We start from the raw sequence: 18,681 nt of genomic DNA on the forward strand, positions 1-18,681 counted from the left end.
GAGGGGGGGCCGGGTCAGCGGGTGCTGCCGGCCAGGAGGCCGCGGCGGCGCAGGAGCCGCTTCTCGATGGGCCCGAAGACCAGCAGCTCAATGAGGATGCCGACGCCGAGGATCAGCAGGATGGCGGCCATGACGATGGTCATGTCGGACAGGTCCCGGCCCTGGTCCAGCAGCGAGCCCAGGCCGAAGCCGATCGTGCCGCCCACGGCAATGATTTCCGCCGCCATCAGGGAACGCCAGGAGAAGGCCCAGCCCTGTTTGAGGCCGCTGAGGTAGCCGGGCAATGCGGCAGGAAGAATCACCTGCAAGGCCATCTGCAGCCGGGACGCACCCAGGACGGTCCCCACTCGGCGGTACTGCGGCGGAATCTGGTCCACGCCGGAGATCAGTCCGTTGATGATGGACGGAATGGCTCCCATGAACACCACGAAATAGACGGTGGCGTCGGTGAGGCCGAACCAGATGATGGCGGCGGGAACCCAGGCCACGGACGGCAGGACCTGAAGTCCGGAAATCAGGGGTCCAAAGGCGCGGCGCAGCGGTGCCACCTGGGCCAGCAGCAGGCCCACGGGAGTGGCAATGGCCACCGAAATCAGGAAGCCCACCAGCCCACGCTGCAGTGATGTCCAGACGGATTCCTGGAGTTTACCCTCATTCCAGAGGACTCCCATCTGGCCCAGCACGTCCAGCGGGCCCGGAACCAGGTCGCGCCGCTTCACACCGAGCGAGACGTAAAACTGCCAGACGAGCACCAGGACCACCAGCGCGGCCACTGGCAGGAGGATCCGGCTCCAGTCGACGCGGTGCTTGCGGTCGGCGTCGGACTGCAGCGAGTCCAGGCCGGACTCAAGCTCCCGGAGGTCCTCATTGCCCGTGGACGTCCGCGTCAAGGCGGCATGCACGTGCTCGCGGGTTTCGGTCACCTCGGCGAGCGGCGTCGGGTTACTTGGCATGGCGGCGAATCTCCTCCCGCAGCCGGGCGGTGATGACCCCGGTCAGCTGGCCGGCGAGCCCGGCGTCGGTTCGGTGTTCCTCGGTGACGTCCCATTCCTGGACCACGCGTCCGGGGCGGGAGGACAGCAGCAGGACGCGCTGGCCCAGCCGGACGGCCTCGCGGACATTGTGGGTCACGAAGACGATGGTCCGCCCGGTTTCCTTCCAGATGCGTTCCAGCTCGTCGTGCAGCAAGTCACGGGTGATGGCGTCGAGGGCGGCAAAGGGTTCATCCATGAGCAGCAGCTGCCGGTCCTGGGCCAGGGAGCGGGCCAGGGATACGCGCTGCCGCATGCCGCCGGACAGTTCGTGCGGGCGCTTGTCCCCGGCGGACCCCAGGTGCACCAGTTCGAGGAGTTCCTGGGCCTTGGTGCGGCGTTCGGCCTTGCCCACGCCACGCAGTTTCAGGGCCAGCTCGATGTTCTCCCGGGCGGTGAGCCACGGGAACAGTGCCGCGTCCTGGAACATGAAGGCGGCGCCGTCGCTGGGTACTTCCAGGGCGCCCGACGTCGGCGCTTCCAGTCCCGCGATGATGTTCAGGAGGGTGGATTTGCCGCAGCCGGAGGCACCAAGGAGGGCAACGAACTCGCCCTGCTTGATGTTGGCGTTGACGTCGTCCAGTACCGGGGCGCCGTCGCCGAAGCGCTTGCCCAGGTGTTCCAGTACGACTGGCATGGTGGCGTCCTTATGTAGTGGTGGGGGTCAGTCCCGGCCGAGGCCGGCTGCCGAAATCTTGCCGGCGCCGGTGACCTGGTTGAGCGCGGTGAGGTCGAAGAGGCCGTTGATGTCGGCTTTTTTGGTGGTGCCGGCGTCCACACCGTCCTGCAGCAGCTTGGGATAGCTGCCGGCCAGCGGGTCGAGGGTGAAGGTGATGTTGGCAAGGGAACGGTTCAGCACATCAGCCGGTAGTGCGGCCCCGGCGGATTCCTGCAGGGCTTCATTGACCAGTTTGGCTTTCTCGTCAGAGGGTGCCGAGTTGAGCCACGCGACCGACTTGGCATGCCCGGCCAGCAGCGCCCTGACCGTGTCCGGGTGGTCGGCAGCAAACTTCTGGTTCACGATCAGCACGGTGGTGGGGAACTCGCCGGGCTTGCCGGTGCCGCTTCCGTCCCACAGGTCCTTTTCGTCCACCAGCACCTTGGCTCCGGCCTGGAGCACCAGGCGTGACGCCCACGGCTCAGGCAGCCACGCGCCGTCGAGCTTTCCGTCCTGGAACAGCTTGAGGGTTTGGGCGTTGTCCGTGGGGTTGATGGCGACGTCGCCGCTGCCGTCAACGTTGGTTCTGTAGCCCTGTTTGGTGAGCCACGCGCGCAGGGCAACGTCCTGGGTCCCGCCCAGCTGCGGCGTTGCCAGGGTCTTGCCCCGCAGGTCCGCGGCGGAGGTGATGCCGGGCTTGACCACCAGCTGCGCCCCGCCTGCCGCGGCTCCGGCAATCACGCGCACGGACTGGCCCTGGCTCTTGGCGAACGAGTTGATGGCCGGGTTGGGACCAATGTAGGCGGCGTCGATGGCACCTGCGTTGAGCGCCTCAATCGCTGCCGGTCCCGCATTGAAGGTCTCGGAGCTGAGCTTTGTGCCGCCCAGCGCCTCCGCCAGGAACCCCTTGCTGATGCCCACCAGGGCCGGGGCGTGCGTGACGTTGCCGAAGTAGCCGAGTTTCAGTTCCGCGGCCGGGGTGGGTTCGGCGGCCTGTGCCTCGGTGTTGCGGGAGATGTTCGAGGCAACAATGGCCCCGACGGCGATCAGCAGGACCAGCCCTATGGCCAGGGCAGCCTCGAAGGCGCGCCTGCGCGTAGGGACCGCGCTTTCGCCTGCCACGATGCGGGTCATCCCGGGCTTGGAACTAGTCATTGTTTCACCATAGGGAGTGGCCCAAACCCGTTCAATGAAGCGGAAACGGGGGGTCACGCACGTTCATCCGGCGTCACATTTCGCCGCACGGCCGCCCGGTTTGGCAGATTCAGTTGCCTTTGACGTTGACCAACTGCCGCAGCTTGTGCCGCACCGTGACCAGGTCCGCGGCGTCCTGCATGACCTGGTCGATCGGCTTGTACGCGGCCGGGATTTCATCGATGAAGGCCTCCGACGCCCGGAACTCGATCCCGCGCATGGCCCGCTTCAGCTCCTCCAGCGTGAAGGTTTTCCGGGCGGCGTTGCGCGAGTACTCACGCCCGGCCCCGTGCGGGGAGGAGTTCAGGGACGCAGCGTTGCCACGGCCTTCCACAACGTACGACGCCGTCCCCATAGATCCGGGGATCAGTCCGGGATCGCCGGGGGCGGCTTTGATGGCTCCCTTGCGGGACACCCAGACCGGCTTGCCGTAGTGCGTCTCCTGCTGGGTGAAGTTGTGGTGGCAGTTGATCCGTTCGAGCTCCCGGACCGGCCCGCCCACCCAGCGGCTGAACTGGGCAGCCACCCGGTCCATCATTTCCTCCCGGTTCAGCAGCGCGAAGTGCTGGGCCCACCGCAGCTCGGCAATGTACCGCTCGAACTGGGGCGTCCCTTCGTCCAGGTATGCCAGGTCCGGGTCCGGCAGGTAGACCTGGTTCTTCCGGCTCACATGTTGGGCCACTCCGATGTGGTGCTGGGCAATCCTGTTGCCGATGCCCCGCGAGCCCGAATGCAGGAAGAGCCACACGCCGTCGCCCTCATCCGCGGAGATTTCGATGAAATGGTTCCCCGAGCCCAGGGACCCCAGCTGCAGCTCCCACTTGGCAACATACTGGGCCGGGTTGAAGCCGGCCTTCGCCGCCCGCTGCTTCAGCTCGGCGATCCGCGGCTCCGCGGTGGGCAGGACCTGCTTGTTGTTGTGCCCGGCGGACAGCGGGATGACCCGCTCGATGTCCTCCCGCAGGCTCTTCCGGTCTTTCGGCAGGTCCTGCACGGAGTACTGGGTGCGCACCGCAATCATGCCGCAGCCGATGTCGACGCCCACCGCTGCCGGAATGATGGCGCGCAGCGTGGGGATGACGGAGCCCACTGTGGCCCCCTTGCCCAGATGCGCGTCCGGCATCAGTGCCAGGTGCGGGTAGATGAACGGCAGTCCGGCCGTCATGACCGCCTGCTCGCGGGTCTTGTCATCCAGGATGGACGCCCAGTTGAGCAGCTTCGGGCTGATGGTTTCCACGTGCCGCCTCCTGCTTCGATCACCAGGGCTAGGGTAAGTCCTAGGCTAACCCGGGCTTCGAAAGGAGATGCAGCAATGGTCAGCGTCCAGACGGACATCCACATCGACAGGCCGTGCGCCGAGGTGGCCGGCTTTGCGGCGGACCCGGAGAATGCGCCCCGGTGGTACGTCAACATCCACAAATCCCAGCGGCTGGACGGCGGCCCCCTCCGCCCGGGTTCCAAGGTGGCCTTCACGGCGAAGTTCCTGGGCCGCGAGCTCAACTACACGTACGAGTTCGTGGAGTACGTCCCGGGCGAAAAGCTGGTGATGCGCACCGACCAGGGCCCGTTTCCCATGCAAACCACCTACACCTGGACGGACGACGGCGGCGGGACCCGGATGACGCTCGGCAACAGCGGGAGCCCCTCGGGTTTCTCGCGGCTGGCCGGACTGGTCATGGAACCGGTGATGCGCCGCGAGAACCGGAAGGACCTGCAGCGGCTGAAATCGATCCTTGAGGGCCGGCGATAGCAGCCTCTTCTTAACGCGAAATCGCCGGACTGCTGCGGGATAGCCGTAGTGATCCGGCGAACCCGCAGCATTCCGGCGATTTGGGCGACGACTAGATCGAGTACCGCTCGTCCTCGTGGTCGCCGGGGTGGTCCTTGACCAGGCCCGCGGCCAGCGTATTGCCGTCCAGCGGATCGATCACCAGGAACGCGCCCGTGCGGCGGTGGTGCAGGTAGTTCTCCAGCGGCAGCGGGGCGGCAAGGCGGAGCTGCGCGTGCCCGATGTCGTTGAGCTCCAGGCTGGACGCGCCCTCGAGCTTGAAGGTGGCCAGGTCCAGCTTGCCGGAGACGCTGCGGACCATCGCCTGCACGGTGCGGGTGCCGTGCTTGACCAGCACCTTCTGGCCCTCGCGGAGCGGCTTCGGGGACAGCCAGCACAGGGCCGCGTAGAGGTCGGCGGAGGCTTCGCGGACAGTGCCGGCAGCGGCAATGGTGTCACCGCGGGCCACGTCGAACTCGTCGGCCAAGCGAATGGCTACCGACTGGGGGGCGGCAGCTTCCTCCAGGGACTTCCCGGCGAAGTCGATGCCCACCACGGCGGTGGTCCTCGGCGACTGGCCCGGCGTGAGCACGGACACCTGGTCCCCTACCTTCACGGACCCTTCGGTGATCTGGCCTGCATACGCGCGGTAGTCGCGGTAGGCCTCCACGTTCAGGCCGGCGGCCACGGCGTCGGGAGCCAGGGCTCCCTGGGGCCGGACGACCAGCTGCACCGGGAAGCGGAAGCTTTCCAGGTGGCTCTCGAGTTCGTCCGCAGCGGGCAGGGTTTCGAGGACCTCCAGCAGCGCGGGACCCGTGTACCAGGGGGTGCGCTCCGAGCGCTCCACCACGTTGTCGCCGTCGAGCGCGGAAACGGGGATGACCAGCAGGTCGCTGATTCCGTCGGATCCTAGGCCCAGTTCGCGGCCCACCTGCTGCACGTCAGCCTCGATACCGCGGAACACGGATTCGCTGAAGTCCACCAGGTCGATCTTGTTCACGGCCACGATCACATGCGCAACGCGCAGCAGCTGCAGCACGGACAGGTGCCGGCGGGTCTGCTCCAGGACACCCTTGCGGGCGTCGATGAGGACGACGACGGCATCCGCAGTGGAGGCGCCGGTCACCGTGTTCTTGGTGTACTGCACGTGCCCGGGGCAGTCGGCCAGGATGAAGCTGCGCTGGTCGGTGGCGAAGTAGCGGTAGGCCACGTCGATGGTGATGCCCTGTTCGCGTTCGGCGCGCAGGCCGTCGGTCAGCAGGGCCAGGTCGATGCCGCCCTTCTCGCCACCGAAGCCGCGGTCGGCAGACGTGCGGGCGACGGCGTCGAGCTGGTCAGCCAGGATGGCCTTGGAATCGTGGAGGAGGCGGCCCACCAAAGTGGACTTGCCGTCGTCGACCGACCCTGCCGTGGCGAACCGGAAGAGCGTGGTGGGCAGGGCTGTTTCCAGGCCACCGGCGGAGCCGGACAAAACAGTTGCGGTGGTCATTAGAAGTACCCGTCCTTCTTGCGGTCTTCCATGGCGGCCTCGGAGATGCGGTCATCTGCACGGGTGGCGCCACGTTCGGTGAGGGTGGACGCGGCGACTTCCACCACGACGTCGGACACGGTGTAGGCGTTGGATTCGACGGCGCCGGTGCAGGACATGTCCCCAACGGTGCGGTAGCGGACGGTCTTGGTGATGACCTCTTCGCCGTCGCGGGGCTGGGACACTTCACCCACCGCGCGCCACATGCCGTCACGGGCGAAGACCTCGCGCTCGTGGGCGTAGTACAGGCCGGGCAGCTCGATGTTCTCACGCTCGATGTAGCGCCAGATGTCCAGCTCGGTCCAGTTGCTGATGGGGAACGCACGGACGTGCTGGCCCACGGTGTGGCGGCCGTTGTACAGGTTCCAGAGCTCGGGGCGCTGGTTGCGCGGGTCCCACTGGCCGAACTCGTCCCGCAGGCTCAGGATGCGCTCCTTGGCGCGGGCCTTGTCTTCGTCGCGGCGGCCGCCGCCGAACACGGCGTCGAACTTGTTCTGCTGGATGGCGTCCAGCAGCGGGACGGTCTGCAGGGGGTTGCGGGTGCCGTCGGCACGCTCGGCCAGTTCGCCGCGGTCGATGAACTCCTGCACGGAGCCCACCACCAGCTTCAGGCCCAGCCGCTCCACCGTGCGGTCGCGGAAGTCGATGACTTCGGGGAAGTTGTGGCCGGTATCCACGTGCAGCACGGGGAACGGAACCTTGCCCGGCCAGAACGCCTTGGTGGCCAGGTGCAGCATCACCACGGAGTCCTTGCCGCCGGAGAACAGCAGCGCAGGCTTCTCGAACTCGGCAACAACCTCGCGGATGATGTGGATGGCCTCGGACTCGAGGGTGTCCAGGCTGGACAGGCGCGTGGATACGGCGGCGTCAGTCACCTGGGTCTCCTCGGTAAGTGAAGTGCTCATACGTGTAGCCCGCATTCTGTCTTGTCGGATCCTGCCCAGCGGCCGGCGCGGGGATCCTCGCCGGGTGCCACTTTGCGGGTGCAGGGCTGGCAGCCGATGGAGGGGTAGCCCTGGGAAAGCAGCGGGTTGACGGGCAGGAGGTTGTCGTCGGAGTACTGGACCAGCTGGTCGAACGTCCAGGCGGCCATGGGATTGACCTTGACCAGGCCGTTCTTCTCGTCCCACGAGACCAGCGGCGTGTTGGTCCGGGTGGGGGCTTCGTCGCGGCGGACGCCGGTGAACCAAAGTTCGTAGCCGGCCAGGGTGCGCTGCAGCGGGGCCACCTTGCGGAGGGCGCAGCACTGGGCGGCGTCACGGGCGAAGAGGTCCTTGCCCAGCAGCCGGTCCTGCTGCTCCACCGTGTTCTCGGGGAGCACGTCCACCACGTTGACGCGGAGGTTCGCGGCCACCTCATCGCGCGTGGCGTAGGTTTCCGGGAAGTGGTAGCCGGTCTCCAGGAAAAGGACGTCGACGCCGGGCATCTGGTCTGCCACGAGGGCGGGCAGGACGGCGTCGGCCATGGAGCAGGCGACGGCGACGGCGGGCAGTTCGAAGTTGCGCTCCACCCAGGCGATCACGTCGCGGGCGGGGGCGTCCCAGCCGAGTTCGGCAGCGCCGGCTTCGGCCAGGGCCTTGAGCTCCTCCACGGGGCGCTTGGCGGGTGCGGGTGCCAGGTGTTTCGCCATTACTGGAGTGCCTCCTCGTCTGCTGCGTGGGCCCATTCGGCGAAGGTTTGGCCTTCGGCGCGGTCGGCGACGAAGCGGCGGACAACGCGCTCCACGTAGTCGGGCAGGTCGTCCACGTACACCTTCAGGCCGCGGACGGTGCGTCCCAGCCCTGCTTCCTCGCGGTCGTTGGAAGCCAGCCCGCCGCCCAGGTGGACCTGGAAACCCGGGGAGGGGTCGCCGTCGGGCGTTGGCAGCATCATGCCCTTCAGGCCGATGTCCGCCGTCTGGATGCGGGCGCAGGAGTTGGGGCAGCCGTTGATGTGCAGCGACAGTGCCTGCGGCAGCTGGCCCGAGCCGGCGAGGTCGGCCAGGCGGCGTTCCAGCTCGGCCACGGCGGTTGCGGCGGTGTGCTTGGTCTCCACGATGGCCAGCTTGCAGTACTCGATGCCGGTGCAGGCGATGGTGCCGCGGCGGAACACGGACGGGCGGGCGGACAGGCCCAGGGCATCCAGCTCGGCCACCAGGGGCTCCACGTGGTCCTTCTCGACGTCCAGGACCACGAGCTTCTGGTGCGGGGTGGTGCGCAGCCGGTAGGAGCCGCGGGCCTCGAGCGTGTCCGCGAGCTTGACCAGACCGGAGCCGGAGAGGCGGCCGGCCAGCGGGGTGGCGCCGATGAAGAACTTGCCGTCCTTCTGCTCGTGCACGCCAATGTGGTCGCCCGGGGTGGTCGGCTTCGGCGCGGCGGGACCGTCGGCCAGCCTGTAGCCCAGGTATTCGTCCTCGAGGATCTGGCGGAACTTCTCCGGACCCCAGTCGGCCAGCAGGAACTTCAGGCGGGCCTTGGTGCGCATGCGGCGGTAGCCGTAGTCGCGGAAGATGCTGGTGACGCCCAGCCATACGTCCGCTGCCTGGTCCGGCTGGACGAAGGCGCCCAGCCGCTTGCCGAGCATCGGGTTGGTGGACAGCGCGCCGCCCACCCACAGGTCGTAGCCCACGCCCAGTTCGGGGTGCTCAATGCCCACGAAGGCGCAGTCGTTGATCTCGTGCACCACGTCCTGGCTGGGGTGGCCGGTGATGGCGGTCTTGTATTTGCGCGGCAGGTTGGACAGCAGCGGGTTGCCGATGAACCGCTCCCCCAGCTCCTCGATGAGCGGGGTGGGGTCGATGATCTCGTCCTTGGCAATGCCGGCCACCGGGGAGCCCAGGATGACGCGGGGAACGTCACCGCAGGCCTCGGTGGTGGACAGGCCAACGCCTTCCAGGCGGTTCCAGATTTCCGGAATGTCTTCGACGCGGATCCAGTGCAGCTGGATGTTCTGCCGGTCGGTGAGGTCGGCGGAGTCCCGGGCGAAGTCCACGGAGATCTGGCCGATGACGCGCAGCTGTTCGGTAGTGAGGGCGCCGCCGTCGATGCGCACGCGGAGCATGAAGTACTTGTCCTCGAGCTCGTGCGGCTCAAGGGTTGCGGTCTTGCCGCCGTCGATCCCGGGCTTGCGCTGGGTGTACAGGCCCCACCAGCGGAACCGGCCGTGCAGGTCCTGGCCGGGGATCGCGTCGAAGCCCTCTTTGGCGTAAATGGTTTCGATACGCTCGCGCACGTTAAGGCCGTCGTCTTCCTGTTTCCAGGTTTCGTTGGCGTTCAGGGGCGTCTTGCCGTCCACTTTCCACTGCCCGTGCGGCTTCGCAGCGGGTCGTGACGGGCGGGCGGGGCGCTTGGCGGCAGCGGAGTCCGCAGACGCTCCGGCTAGAGCTGTATCAGTCATGCATCGACTGTAGGTCCCGCCCGAATCGCGTCACAAAGGCCCGGAAACGCTAAGTCACCTAGGGAAATATTTCGTCACGAAACGCCGGACGGCCTTGAAGAAGCCACCCTCCTGTGCATTTGCTGGCGCTTCCGCGGGGGCCGCCGCAGCCGGTTCCCGGGGTGCTGCTGCGGGCGCTTCGTTCATCTTTGCGACGGCGGCGTCGTACCTGTCCAGCGCGATTTCCGCGAGCACCGGGGACGGCAGCAGGGGTTCGGTCACGACGTCGGCCCCCGCCTTGGCCAGCTGGTCGTGGAAGAACCCCGGTGCCAGGAGGTAGGAGGCAATCACCACGCGGCCGCCGACGTCCACAGCCCCTGCGGACTCCCCCGCCCCGGCACCTCCTTCCAGTTCCTCACGAAGCATCGCGACGGCGTCGGGCACTGACGGTTTGGCCGAGGCACCATAGGCGGCCACCATCCGGTTGGACCGCAACTCGCGCAGCTGGCCCAGCAGTTCCTCGACGCTGACGGCGGCGTTGGGGTTGGAGGAGCCCGCCGCGGCCAGGACGATCACATCGTTGTCCGTCACGCCGGCCTCGCGCAGCCGCTGGTCCAGCAGTTTGGCCAGCCGCGGGTCGGGGCCCAGCGGCGCGGCGGCCGCACTGCCCGGACGGCTCTTCACGGCCCGGGCGATGTCCACCTTGACGTGGTAGCCGACGCTCAGCAGCAAGGGAACCACCACGGCGGCCTCCCCCTCAGGCAGGCCCGCCACCACATCCACCAGGTCCGGCTGCTGGACGTCCACATAGGCTTCCCGGACATCAAGGCCCGGCCGCAGTTCAGCAATGGCGGCGCGCAGGGCATTGACCTCCGCGGCCCCCTGTGTGTTGGACGTCCCATGGGCACAGGCAATCATGATGGGGCTGTTCATAGGGGCTAGCGTAACGTTGGAGCCGCCCTGTCCGCCCTCTTTGAAATACCGGGGACGCCCCATGACATTCGCCTTTGACAACTCCCCGGTGTGGCTGGATCTGCTCGGCGTGTTCTTCTTTGCCGTCTCGGGATCGCTGCTGGCGGCGCGGAAGCAGATCGACATTGTGGGATCACTGTTGCTCGCCTCCCTGGTGGGGCTCGGCGGCGGCGTCATCCGGGACATCATCCTCGCCCTTGTCCCCGCGGCGTTCACCAACCCGGCATACCTGGCCCCGCCGCTGCTGGCCACGGTGCTGGTGTTCTTCCTGTTCTCCAGCGTGCAGCGCTACACCTCGCTGCTGATCCTTTTCGACGCCGCCGGTCTGGCCCTGTTCTGCATGACCGGCACGCTCAAGGCCCTCGCCACCGACCTGAACCCGGTGGCATCCGTGCTGCTGGGGGTGACGACGGCGGTGGGCGGCGGCCTGCTCCGCGACATCACGGCCAATGAGGTACCCGAGCTGTTCAACCCGAAGGATATCTACGCTCTGCCGGCATTCGTGGGTTCCTCGCTGACAGCCGTGCTGTGGGTCCTCGGCGTGTTCAATGTGCTGACCGCAGCCGGCATTGCGGCACTGGTTTTCACGTTCCGTGTCCTGGCCTGGCGGCGCTCCTGGCAGGCGCCGCTCGCCGTCCGCGGGTGGCACCGGAGGGCCAGCGATTCGGGGCTGTGACGTTGGTTTCGATGTCATTTTGGGAGCGCCGCGATTAGCTAGGATATGAGCATGACTGACATGTTCCTCGAGAAGTTCCGCGCGCTTGTTCCGAAGTATCTCGAGGATGAATGGCAGGAAGCAGACGGCCTGACCCCCGAGGAACTGGACAAAGCCCTCGCGGAGCACCAGTTCGAGATCCCCCTGGTCCTGCGCGAGTTCTACCTTGCACTGGGTGGCTGCGAAGATTTGATGGAGGCCTACCACTACTTCTGGGACCCCGAGGAGCTTGAGGTCGATGACGAAGGCTTCCTCATGTTCCTCGAGGACGAAGAGGAAGCGTTCACCTGGGGCTTTCGCGTAGGCGACCTCAGCGTTCCGGACCCTATCGTATACCGCCGCAATAATGCCCGCGGCCAGTGGAAGTCCGAGGAAGGCACCTTCTCCGAGTTCGTCTTCGACATGTTCGAGTGGGCCTTCGAGGACGACGAAGAGGAAGAGTAAGGGCTCCCTTCTCCGTTGACGTGAATGCGTCACTTATGGACCGGATTTTGGCGAGTGCCCCTGCGTTTGCAGGGGCACTCGTCGGTTAACACACCATAAATCACGCAAACAGGTCGCCAGGCCCGCTGTTCGTTGGCCTCCGCCACACCCGCAGCACCGCCTGGACCTCCGCGACCATGGCCTCGGGCCCACCTCTCCAACTCCGGCAAATGTAGACATGCCGCCGAACCCGTAATCCGGCCCGCGCAAAATGGACATTTGCGAGTACCTCCAGCACTGAGTCCGCGCGCGGAATCACCAGGTCCAGAACCGACCTGACACGCCCATTGCGGCGCCCATGGCAGCGCGCGTAGAGGAAATCGAGAGAGAGATGTCACCGGCGCCCACAGCCGACTGCACCATCACCAGCGCCTCCAGCTCCGGCAGACAGTGCAACGCATGAATAAGCACGTCAGCGAGCCCCAGCACGGGCAGCCAGGGATGCCTCGGGTACTTGGGCCGGCCGTGGTCGACGACTCCGGGCGTACGGGTGGGGTGGCTCCGGCTTAAGTGCAGGCCAATTGGGTCGTTGAGAGTCCACAGCTGGTAGATGGGCGCGGCGGACAAACACGTGAGCCGCCCGCCGGCCGTCAGAGCACCATTGCGTGATTTTTAGGCTGGGCAGAGTCCCGGCCCCGCGTACCGAAGGGGTTCGGACCTACCTGTCCAGCTGTAAATCGCGCAATTGAGCGAGGACGGTTCCACGCAGGCCGTCGGAGCTCGCAGAAAATTCTTTGACACATGCAGTTACAGAGGACTTGCGCACTGTGACAAACCTGTCATAAGCTATTCACGGATCCGCTAAACGCCTCCGGCGGGTCTGATGCGAACGGAGAGACAGCCCCGGTTCACAGCAGCTTCGGCTGATGCGGACCGGGGCTGTCCCGTTAACGCCCCATCCATCGATTGCTCCGTACTTGTCGTTTTAGCGCGTCAAAACGACAAGTACGGAGCAATCGATGGAAAGAAGAAGCCCGGCCCCACCTGGACAACCAGGGGAACCGGGCTCCTAAGAAACGTGTGGTCAGCTGGCGCGGTCCACCACGGCCAGCGCGAAGTTGGACAGCGATTCCTTGACCACGCCCTCGGGCAGCGGAGCGAGGGCGTCAATGGCTTCCTTGGCCCACTGGCGCGCAACCACCCAGGATTCGGCGGTGACGGGGTGCTCGCGCAGTCCTGCAACGGCGGCCGCCAACGCTTCGTCGGAGGACAGGTCGCCGTCAATCAGTTTCAGGAGGTCGACGGCGGACTGGTCGCCACCAGCAGCAGCCTTGCGCAGGAGCAGCACCGGCAGGGTGGGTACCCCTTCGCGCAGGTCGGTTCCCGGGGACTTGCCGGACTTGACCTTGACCCCGGTGACATCGATGACGTCGTCGGCCAGCTGGAAGGCCACACCCACCTTCTCGCCGTATTCCACCAGGACGTCTTCGTACGCCTCATCAGCCCCGGAGAAGATGGCACCGAACTGGCCGGAGGCAGCAACAAGGGAGCCGGTCTTGTCCGCAATGACGGACAGGTAGTGCTCGATAGGGTCCTCATCCGGCCTCGGTCCCACGGTCTCGTGCAGTTGGCCCAGGCACAGCCGTTCAAAGGTACGGGCCTGGATGCCCAGCGCGCGGCCGCCCAGCTCCGACACCAGGATGGAGGCGCGGGCAAAGATCAGGTCGCCGGTCAGGACAGCCACGGAGTTGCCCCACACCTCGTGGGCCGTGGGGGCGCCGCGGCGGAAGGGCGCGGAGTCCATGACGTCATCGTGGTACAGGGTTGCCAGGTGCGTCAGTTCAACCACGACGGCGGCCTGCACCACAGCGGGCAGGGACGCGTCACCGAGGTGGGCACAGAGCAGGGTCAGCAGCGGGCGGATCCGCTTGCCGCCGGCTTCCACCAGGTGGCGCGACGTTGCGTCAGCCAGGGGATCCGAGTTGGCAATGGCTTCGCGGAGCTTCTTCTCCACCTTGGCCAGGTTGTTGGTGATGGCCGGGCCCAGCTCGGCATCCCCCGCGATGGCCGCGAAGCCCGCAGGCAACTGGAGGCCCGTGGCGATGGCGGTGGTGTTGAGGCTGGGTTCGGAGTCCGGCAGGCCGTGCCCGGCATGCGTCCAGCTGTGGTCTGCGGAGTTGGTCACGGGTTAACCCTAACTTTTTGTTGCGGATACCGCTGGTTCGAAGCTGGCGGGACGGTGGATGTATTACTCGTGGCCGGAACCAGTGATTCCAGGACGCGGATCACCCGGTCCTCGAAGCCCTTCGCGGCGGGGTCGGTGAGGTTGGCAAGGAGCCGGACCACGAACCGCATCAGCAACGGGATGGGCATTCCGGTGCGCAGTGCGAGCTTCATGACGGCCGGCTTCCCGATCAGCGCGGCAAATGCCCGCCCAAGCGTGAAGTGTGATCCCCACTGGTTCCGCACATAGTCCGCGTACCGCGAAAGGTGCGCGTCGGCGTCGTACGTTCCCCCTGCCGCCAAAGAGCGCGAGGAGGCGTCGATGATGAACTCAGCCGCGAACCGTGCCGACTCCATGGCGTAGGAGATGCCCTCGCCGTTGAAGGGCGAGACCGTGCCGCCGGCGTCGCCCAGGAGCAGCAGGCCGGGCGAGTAGTGCGGGGTGCGGTTGAAGCCCATGGGCAGCGCGGCGCCGCGGATCTCCCCCACCTGGTTCTCCGGCGTGAAGCCCCAGTCTGCGGGCATGCCGGCGGTCCATTCGCGCAGGACCTGCTTGTAGTCGAGCTTGCCGAATTCCTTGGAGGAGTTCAGGATGCCCAGGCCCACGTTGGAGGTACCGTCGCCCACGCCGAACACCCAGCCGTAGCCCGGCAGCAGCTTGTCGTCGCGGCCCAGAGAGCCGGCGCGGGTCCCGCGCCGAGCTTGCGAGGCGTGGGGAGCCGGCGAACGGAGCTCCAGCCAGCCTTCCATCCAGTCATCGTCGGTGCGCGGGGAGGTGAAATAGGTCCGGACGGCGACGCCGAGCGGACGGTCGTCACGCTTCTGGATCCCGAGGGACACGGCGGTGCGGGTGGAGTTGCCGTCAGCAGCGAGGACGACGTCGGCACTAAACTCGCGAGTCTCCCCCGTCTTACGTCCGGACTCGTCAAGGAGCGCTGCGCGGACTCCCGTGACCCGGCCGGCGTCGTTGCGGATGGCATCCGTCACGCTGTGCCGCTCAAGTATGGTTGCACCTGCCGACTGGGCGTGCCGGGCCAGCTCCTCGTCGAAGCCCAGGCGCGTGCGGATCAGCCCGTATTGCGGGAAGTCGGACACCTCGGGCCAGGGCAGCTCGATGGTGCGGCCGCCGGCGATCAGGCGCAGGCCCTTGTTCCGCCGCCAGCCGTCGTTCTCAGGATGCGGCAGGCCGAGCTTCTGGATTTCCCGGACGGCGCGCGGGGTCAGGCCGTCGCCGCAGACCTTTTCGCGCGGAAAGGACGTCTTCTCCAGGACCGTGACGTCGATCCCGGCCTTGGCGAGGTAGTACGCGGCGGTGGATCCGGCCGGACCCGCGCCGACAATCAGTACCTTCACAGGTCAGCGGACGGTGTTGCGGCGCAGCTTGGCCACCGGGCCCTTGTGCGCGGCGATGGCGGCAGCAGTTCCATCCAGACGGCCAGCCGAGGAATCGGCCGCCTTGAAGGCGCGGTGTACTGCCACGATGCCGCCGGTGAGGTTGCGGTAGGTGACCTTCTCCCAGCCGCTCTCCTGCAGCCATGCGGCCAGGTGGTCCTGGTCCGGCCAGGCACGGATGGATTCGGCGAGGTAGACGTAGGCATCCGGGTTGGAGGCGACCTTGACGGCGATGGCCGGCAGGGCGCGCATCAGGTATTCCGTGTACATGGTGCGCCACAGCGGAACCACCGGCTGCGAGAACTCGGCGATGACCAGGCGGCCGCCGGGCTTGGTGACGCGGAGCATCTCCTGCAGCGCCTTCTTGGGCTCGTTCACGTTGCGCAGGCCGAAGGAGATGGTGGTGGCATCAAAAGTGTTGTCCGCGAACGGCAGGTTGGTGGCGTCCCCGGCGACGAAGTTAATGTCCGGGCGGCGGCGCTTGCCCACCTTGAGCATGCCCAGGGAGAAATCGCAGGCCACCACATCTATGCCGGCATCGGCATACGGTTCGCTGGAGGTACCCGTTCCGGCCGCGAGATCCAGGACCCGCTGGCCCTTGGAGACTTCCATGGCGTCCACCACGATCTTCCGCCACCGGCGGGTCTGCCCCATGGACAGGACATCGTTGACGACGTCGTATTTCGGTGCGACGTCGTCAAACATCGTGGCTACTTCGTCCGGACGCTTATCCAAGGATGCTCGGTTCACCATGACATTGTCTCAAATGTTCCTGACGGTCCTGACCAGCCATGCCGGGCTCCTCCGGAGGGGGCGGGCCCCGAAAAGCCGCCGGCGTACGCGGGAGTAGTGTTGTCTCATCATGACGAGCACGTTCCGCACCCTGACGGTCCCCCTGGATGGAAAAGAATTCACCGGGGGGCTTCCTGCGTTTCTGGTCCGGGACGATGTCCTCTGCTGGACCCGCCGGGAGGCCGGACTGGCCGGTTTCGGCGAGATCGCGCGCTTCACCTCCACGGGGCCGGACCGGTTCCTTGAGGCCGATATCTGGTGGCGGCACTTGGTCCTGGAGGCCGAGGTCACCGACTCCGTGGAACTGCCCGGCACCGGCCCCGTGGCCTTCGGCTCCTTTGCTTTCTCCAAGACGTCGATCCACGAGTCACGGCTGATCGTGCCCGAGATCGTGGTGGGCGTGCGGGACAACCAGGCCTGGCTCACCCAGTTGACGTTCGACGGGGGCCCACTCACCGAAGAGACGGCCCTCGCGGCGCTGGACCGCTGGCTGGACCGCGGTTCCGCCGGTGCCCCCGCCGTGGAAAGCACGACGGCGGCAGCGGACTCCGCCGGGGACGATTCCGTACGTGCCGTACCCGGCACAGGAGGCGGCGCCGTCGTCCGCCCCCTCCCCCTGGCAGCCGGCGCAACGCTGCACACCGGCTCCCTCAGCGAGGAAGCCTGGATGGACGCCGTCGCCGCCGGCGTTGCCGAAATCCGCACCGGCGCCCTGGAAAAGCTCGTGCTGGCAAGGGATGTAGTGGCAACTATTCCTTCCGGCGTACATGCCGCGGACGTGTTGCGGGAGCTCGCCGCGCGGTACCGGGAATGCTGGACCTACGGCGTGGACGGGCTGGTGGGCGCCACGCCCGAGATGCTGATCCAGGTGGAGGGACGCACTGCCCAGGCCCGCGTGCTGGCCGGCACCCTGGACCGCCGCGACGCGCACGGCGAGGACGGGCCGCCGATGGACTACGCCACACGCGTCCTGGCTGGCTCGGAAAAGCAACGGCATGAGCATGAGATCGCTATCCAGTCGCTGACCACACAGCTGGCGCCGTTCTCCGAGGCGATGAATGCCCATGACGAACCCTTCATCCTGGAGCTGCCCAACGTCTGGCACCTGGCCTCCGATGTCAAGGCCGAGCTCACCGAGGTGGAAGGCCACGTGCCCACCTGCCTGGCCCTGATCAACGCGCTGCACCCCACCGCCGCCGTCTGCGGAACACCAACCCTTGTGGCCGGTGAACTGATCCGCAAACTGGAACACCTGGACCGCGGGCCGTACGCGGGTCCAGTTGGTTGGCTGGACGCAGCCGGAAACGGCGAGTGGGGCATCGCCCTGCGCGGCGCCGTCATCGAGTCCCCCGAAACCGTGCGGCTGTATGCCGGCTGCGGCATCGTTGACGGTTCGCAGCCAGAGGCTGAACTCGCCGAAACCTGGGCCAAGTTCCGGCCGATGCTGGAGTCCCTGGGCATCAGCAGCTGACGTTCTTCCCGCCCCACGTGGGTAAGGAGTCTGGGATGACAGACGAGTGCTGCTCTGGAAGGCTTGATTTTGTCACCCATACAGTTATCCAATAGTGAAACTTAGTTGCGTGTGACGTACCTCTCTTGTTGAGCGTTACACTATAAGCCGCGTTAGTACCTCATAGCCCCTGCAACAAAAGGTAAGAAATGCAGACTCCCCGTACCCTCCTGGGCACTTCCAAGCTGACCGCTGCCACCATGATCGCCATCAGCGCCCTGGCCCTCTCAGCATGCACCAACGCCTCGGAAACGGGTCCCTCCAGCGCGGCCACCTCCTCGGGCAGCGCCAGCGCCAGCTTTGATCCCACCACCGTTAAGAAGGACGACGCCCTGGCCGCCATGGTCCCGGACGCCATCAAGTCCAAGGGCACCATCACGGTTGGCTCCGACACCAGCTACGCGCCGGCCGAATTCCTCGGTGCCGACGGCCAGACACCTGTCGGCTACGACGTGGACATTGCCAAGGCCATCGGCGCCACCCTGGGCCTCAAGGTCCAGGTCCAGACCGCAGAGTTCACCGGCATCCTCCCGGCCCTCGGCCCCAAGTACGACCTGGGCATCTCCTCGTTCACCATCAACCCGGAACGACTGGGCGCAGTGAACATGGTCAGCTACTTCAACGCAGGCACCGCCTGGGCCGTGAAGAAGGGCAACCCCAACAAGTTCTCCCTGGACGACGTGTGCGGCAAGTCCATCGGCGTGCAGACCGGCACCGTCCAGGAGGACCCGGACCTGGCCGACCGCAACAAGAAGTGTGTTGCTGACGGCAAGAAGCCCATCGATATCGTCACCCTGAAGAACCAGACGGATGTCACCACCCGCCTGGTGAACGGCAGCATCGACGCCATGGCCGCCGACTCCCCCATCATCGGCTACGCCCTGACCCAGACCAACGGCCAGCTGGAGAAGCTGGGCGACGTCTACGATTCCGCTCCGCAGGGCATCGCTGTGGCCAAGGCCGACACCGCCTGGGCAGAGGTCATCCAGAAGACCGTCACCAAGCTGATGGCAGACGGCTCCTACAAGAAGATCCTGGACGGCTGGGGCAACTCTGAGGGCGCCATCACCAAGTCCGAGGTCAACCCGGCGGTCAAGTCTTGAGTTTTCGCGTTACCGACG

The 18,681-nt window shown here is 66.6% G+C and carries 17 protein-coding genes; 5 read left to right on the top strand and 12 right to left on the bottom strand.

The window, feature by feature from the left end:
* Positions 1-14 precede the first annotated feature (14 nt).
* The 4 genes from ACTHQS_RS04785 to ACTHQS_RS04800 form a co-directional block, all read right to left on the bottom strand.
* Positions 15-953: an ABC transporter permease gene (locus ACTHQS_RS04785; RefSeq protein ID WP_440166528.1), complete on the bottom strand. Its 939-nt coding sequence runs from the start codon at positions 951-953 to the stop codon at positions 15-17.
* Positions 943-1,668 (bottom strand): ABC transporter ATP-binding protein, encoded by a 726-nt coding sequence (locus ACTHQS_RS04790; RefSeq protein ID WP_159631168.1) that lies wholly within the window; start codon positions 1,666-1,668, stop codon positions 943-945. The genes ACTHQS_RS04785 and ACTHQS_RS04790 overlap by 11 nt, the downstream gene beginning before the upstream one ends.
* A 27-nt stretch (positions 1,669-1,695) precedes the next feature.
* On the bottom strand, positions 1,696-2,823 hold the full coding sequence (locus ACTHQS_RS04795; RefSeq protein ID WP_440166673.1) for an ABC transporter substrate-binding protein: 1,128 nt from the start codon (positions 2,821-2,823) through the stop codon (positions 1,696-1,698).
* A 130-nt stretch (positions 2,824-2,953) separates the two neighbouring features.
* The gene (locus ACTHQS_RS04800; protein ID WP_440166530.1) at positions 2,954-4,120 is read right to left on the bottom strand and encodes an RtcB family protein; all 1,167 of its coding nucleotides are present in this window, start codon (positions 4,118-4,120) and stop codon (positions 2,954-2,956) included.
* Positions 4,121-4,195: 75 nt separating this feature from the next.
* On the opposite strand from ACTHQS_RS04800, the gene ACTHQS_RS04805 reads away from it, so the two are divergent.
* The gene (locus ACTHQS_RS04805) at positions 4,196-4,633 is read left to right on the top strand and encodes an SRPBCC family protein (protein ID WP_440166532.1); all 438 of its coding nucleotides are present in this window, start codon (positions 4,196-4,198) and stop codon (positions 4,631-4,633) included.
* Positions 4,634-4,724: 91 nt separating this feature from the next.
* On the opposite strand, the gene ACTHQS_RS04810 is transcribed toward ACTHQS_RS04805, so the two are convergent.
* Genes ACTHQS_RS04810 through ACTHQS_RS04830 form a run of 5 tightly spaced genes read right to left on the bottom strand, consistent with a single transcriptional unit; the run spans position 4,725 to position 10,466 of the window.
* On the bottom strand, positions 4,725-6,140 hold the full coding sequence (locus ACTHQS_RS04810) for a sulfate adenylyltransferase subunit 1 (RefSeq protein WP_440166534.1): 1,416 nt from the start codon (positions 6,138-6,140) through the stop codon (positions 4,725-4,727).
* On the bottom strand, positions 6,140-7,084 hold the full coding sequence (gene cysD, locus ACTHQS_RS04815; protein WP_018769004.1) for a sulfate adenylyltransferase subunit CysD: 945 nt from the start codon (positions 7,082-7,084) through the stop codon (positions 6,140-6,142). The genes ACTHQS_RS04810 and cysD overlap by 1 nt, the downstream gene beginning before the upstream one ends.
* Positions 7,081-7,809 (bottom strand): phosphoadenylyl-sulfate reductase, encoded by a 729-nt coding sequence (locus ACTHQS_RS04820; protein WP_440166536.1) that lies wholly within the window; start codon positions 7,807-7,809, stop codon positions 7,081-7,083. Before ACTHQS_RS04820 ends, cysD begins: the two co-directional genes overlap by 4 nt.
* Positions 7,809-9,554 (bottom strand): nitrite/sulfite reductase, encoded by a 1,746-nt coding sequence (locus ACTHQS_RS04825; RefSeq protein ID WP_440166539.1) that lies wholly within the window; start codon positions 9,552-9,554, stop codon positions 7,809-7,811. The genes ACTHQS_RS04820 and ACTHQS_RS04825 overlap by 1 nt, the downstream gene beginning before the upstream one ends.
* A gap of 54 nt (positions 9,555-9,608) precedes the next feature.
* Positions 9,609-10,466 carry a sirohydrochlorin chelatase gene (locus tag ACTHQS_RS04830; protein WP_440166541.1) on the bottom strand — a complete coding sequence of 286 codons (858 nt, stop codon included), beginning with the start codon at positions 10,464-10,466 and terminating at the stop codon, positions 9,609-9,611.
* Between the two features lie 61 nt (positions 10,467-10,527).
* Here ACTHQS_RS04830 and ACTHQS_RS04835 point away from each other — a divergent pair, with 61 nt between their 5' ends.
* Positions 10,528-11,181: a trimeric intracellular cation channel family protein gene (locus ACTHQS_RS04835; protein ID WP_440166543.1), complete on the top strand. Its 654-nt coding sequence runs from the start codon at positions 10,528-10,530 to the stop codon at positions 11,179-11,181.
* A 51-nt stretch (positions 11,182-11,232) separates the two neighbouring features.
* On the top strand, positions 11,233-11,664 hold the full coding sequence (locus ACTHQS_RS04840) for a hypothetical protein (RefSeq protein WP_440166545.1): 432 nt from the start codon (positions 11,233-11,235) through the stop codon (positions 11,662-11,664).
* Between the two features lie 1,063 nt (positions 11,665-12,727).
* Here the strand turns inward: ACTHQS_RS04840 and ACTHQS_RS04845 are convergent.
* From ACTHQS_RS04845 to ACTHQS_RS04855, 3 genes are read right to left on the bottom strand one after another with little or no spacing between them, the layout of a single operon-like run.
* Positions 12,728-13,828 (bottom strand): polyprenyl synthetase family protein, encoded by a 1,101-nt coding sequence (locus tag ACTHQS_RS04845; RefSeq protein WP_440166548.1) that lies wholly within the window; start codon positions 13,826-13,828, stop codon positions 12,728-12,730.
* Positions 13,825-15,219 (bottom strand): geranylgeranyl reductase family protein, encoded by a 1,395-nt coding sequence (locus tag ACTHQS_RS04850; RefSeq protein WP_440166550.1) that lies wholly within the window; start codon positions 15,217-15,219, stop codon positions 13,825-13,827. Before ACTHQS_RS04850 ends, ACTHQS_RS04845 begins: the two co-directional genes overlap by 4 nt.
* A 3-nt stretch (positions 15,220-15,222) precedes the next feature.
* Positions 15,223-16,008: a demethylmenaquinone methyltransferase gene (locus ACTHQS_RS04855; protein ID WP_440166552.1), complete on the bottom strand. Its 786-nt coding sequence runs from the start codon at positions 16,006-16,008 to the stop codon at positions 15,223-15,225.
* 112 nt (positions 16,009-16,120) lie between these two features.
* Here ACTHQS_RS04855 and ACTHQS_RS04860 point away from each other — a divergent pair, with 112 nt between their 5' ends.
* On the top strand, positions 16,121-17,521 hold the full coding sequence (locus ACTHQS_RS04860) for an isochorismate synthase (RefSeq protein ID WP_440166554.1): 1,401 nt from the start codon (positions 16,121-16,123) through the stop codon (positions 17,519-17,521).
* Between the two features lie 188 nt (positions 17,522-17,709).
* On the top strand, positions 17,710-18,663 hold the full coding sequence (locus ACTHQS_RS04865) for an ABC transporter substrate-binding protein (protein ID WP_440166556.1): 954 nt from the start codon (positions 17,710-17,712) through the stop codon (positions 18,661-18,663).
* Positions 18,664-18,681 lie beyond the last annotated feature (18 nt).

The organism is Arthrobacter sp. SAFR-044 (assembly GCF_051965175.1).
Lineage (GTDB): Bacteria > Actinomycetota > Actinomycetes > Actinomycetales > Micrococcaceae > Arthrobacter.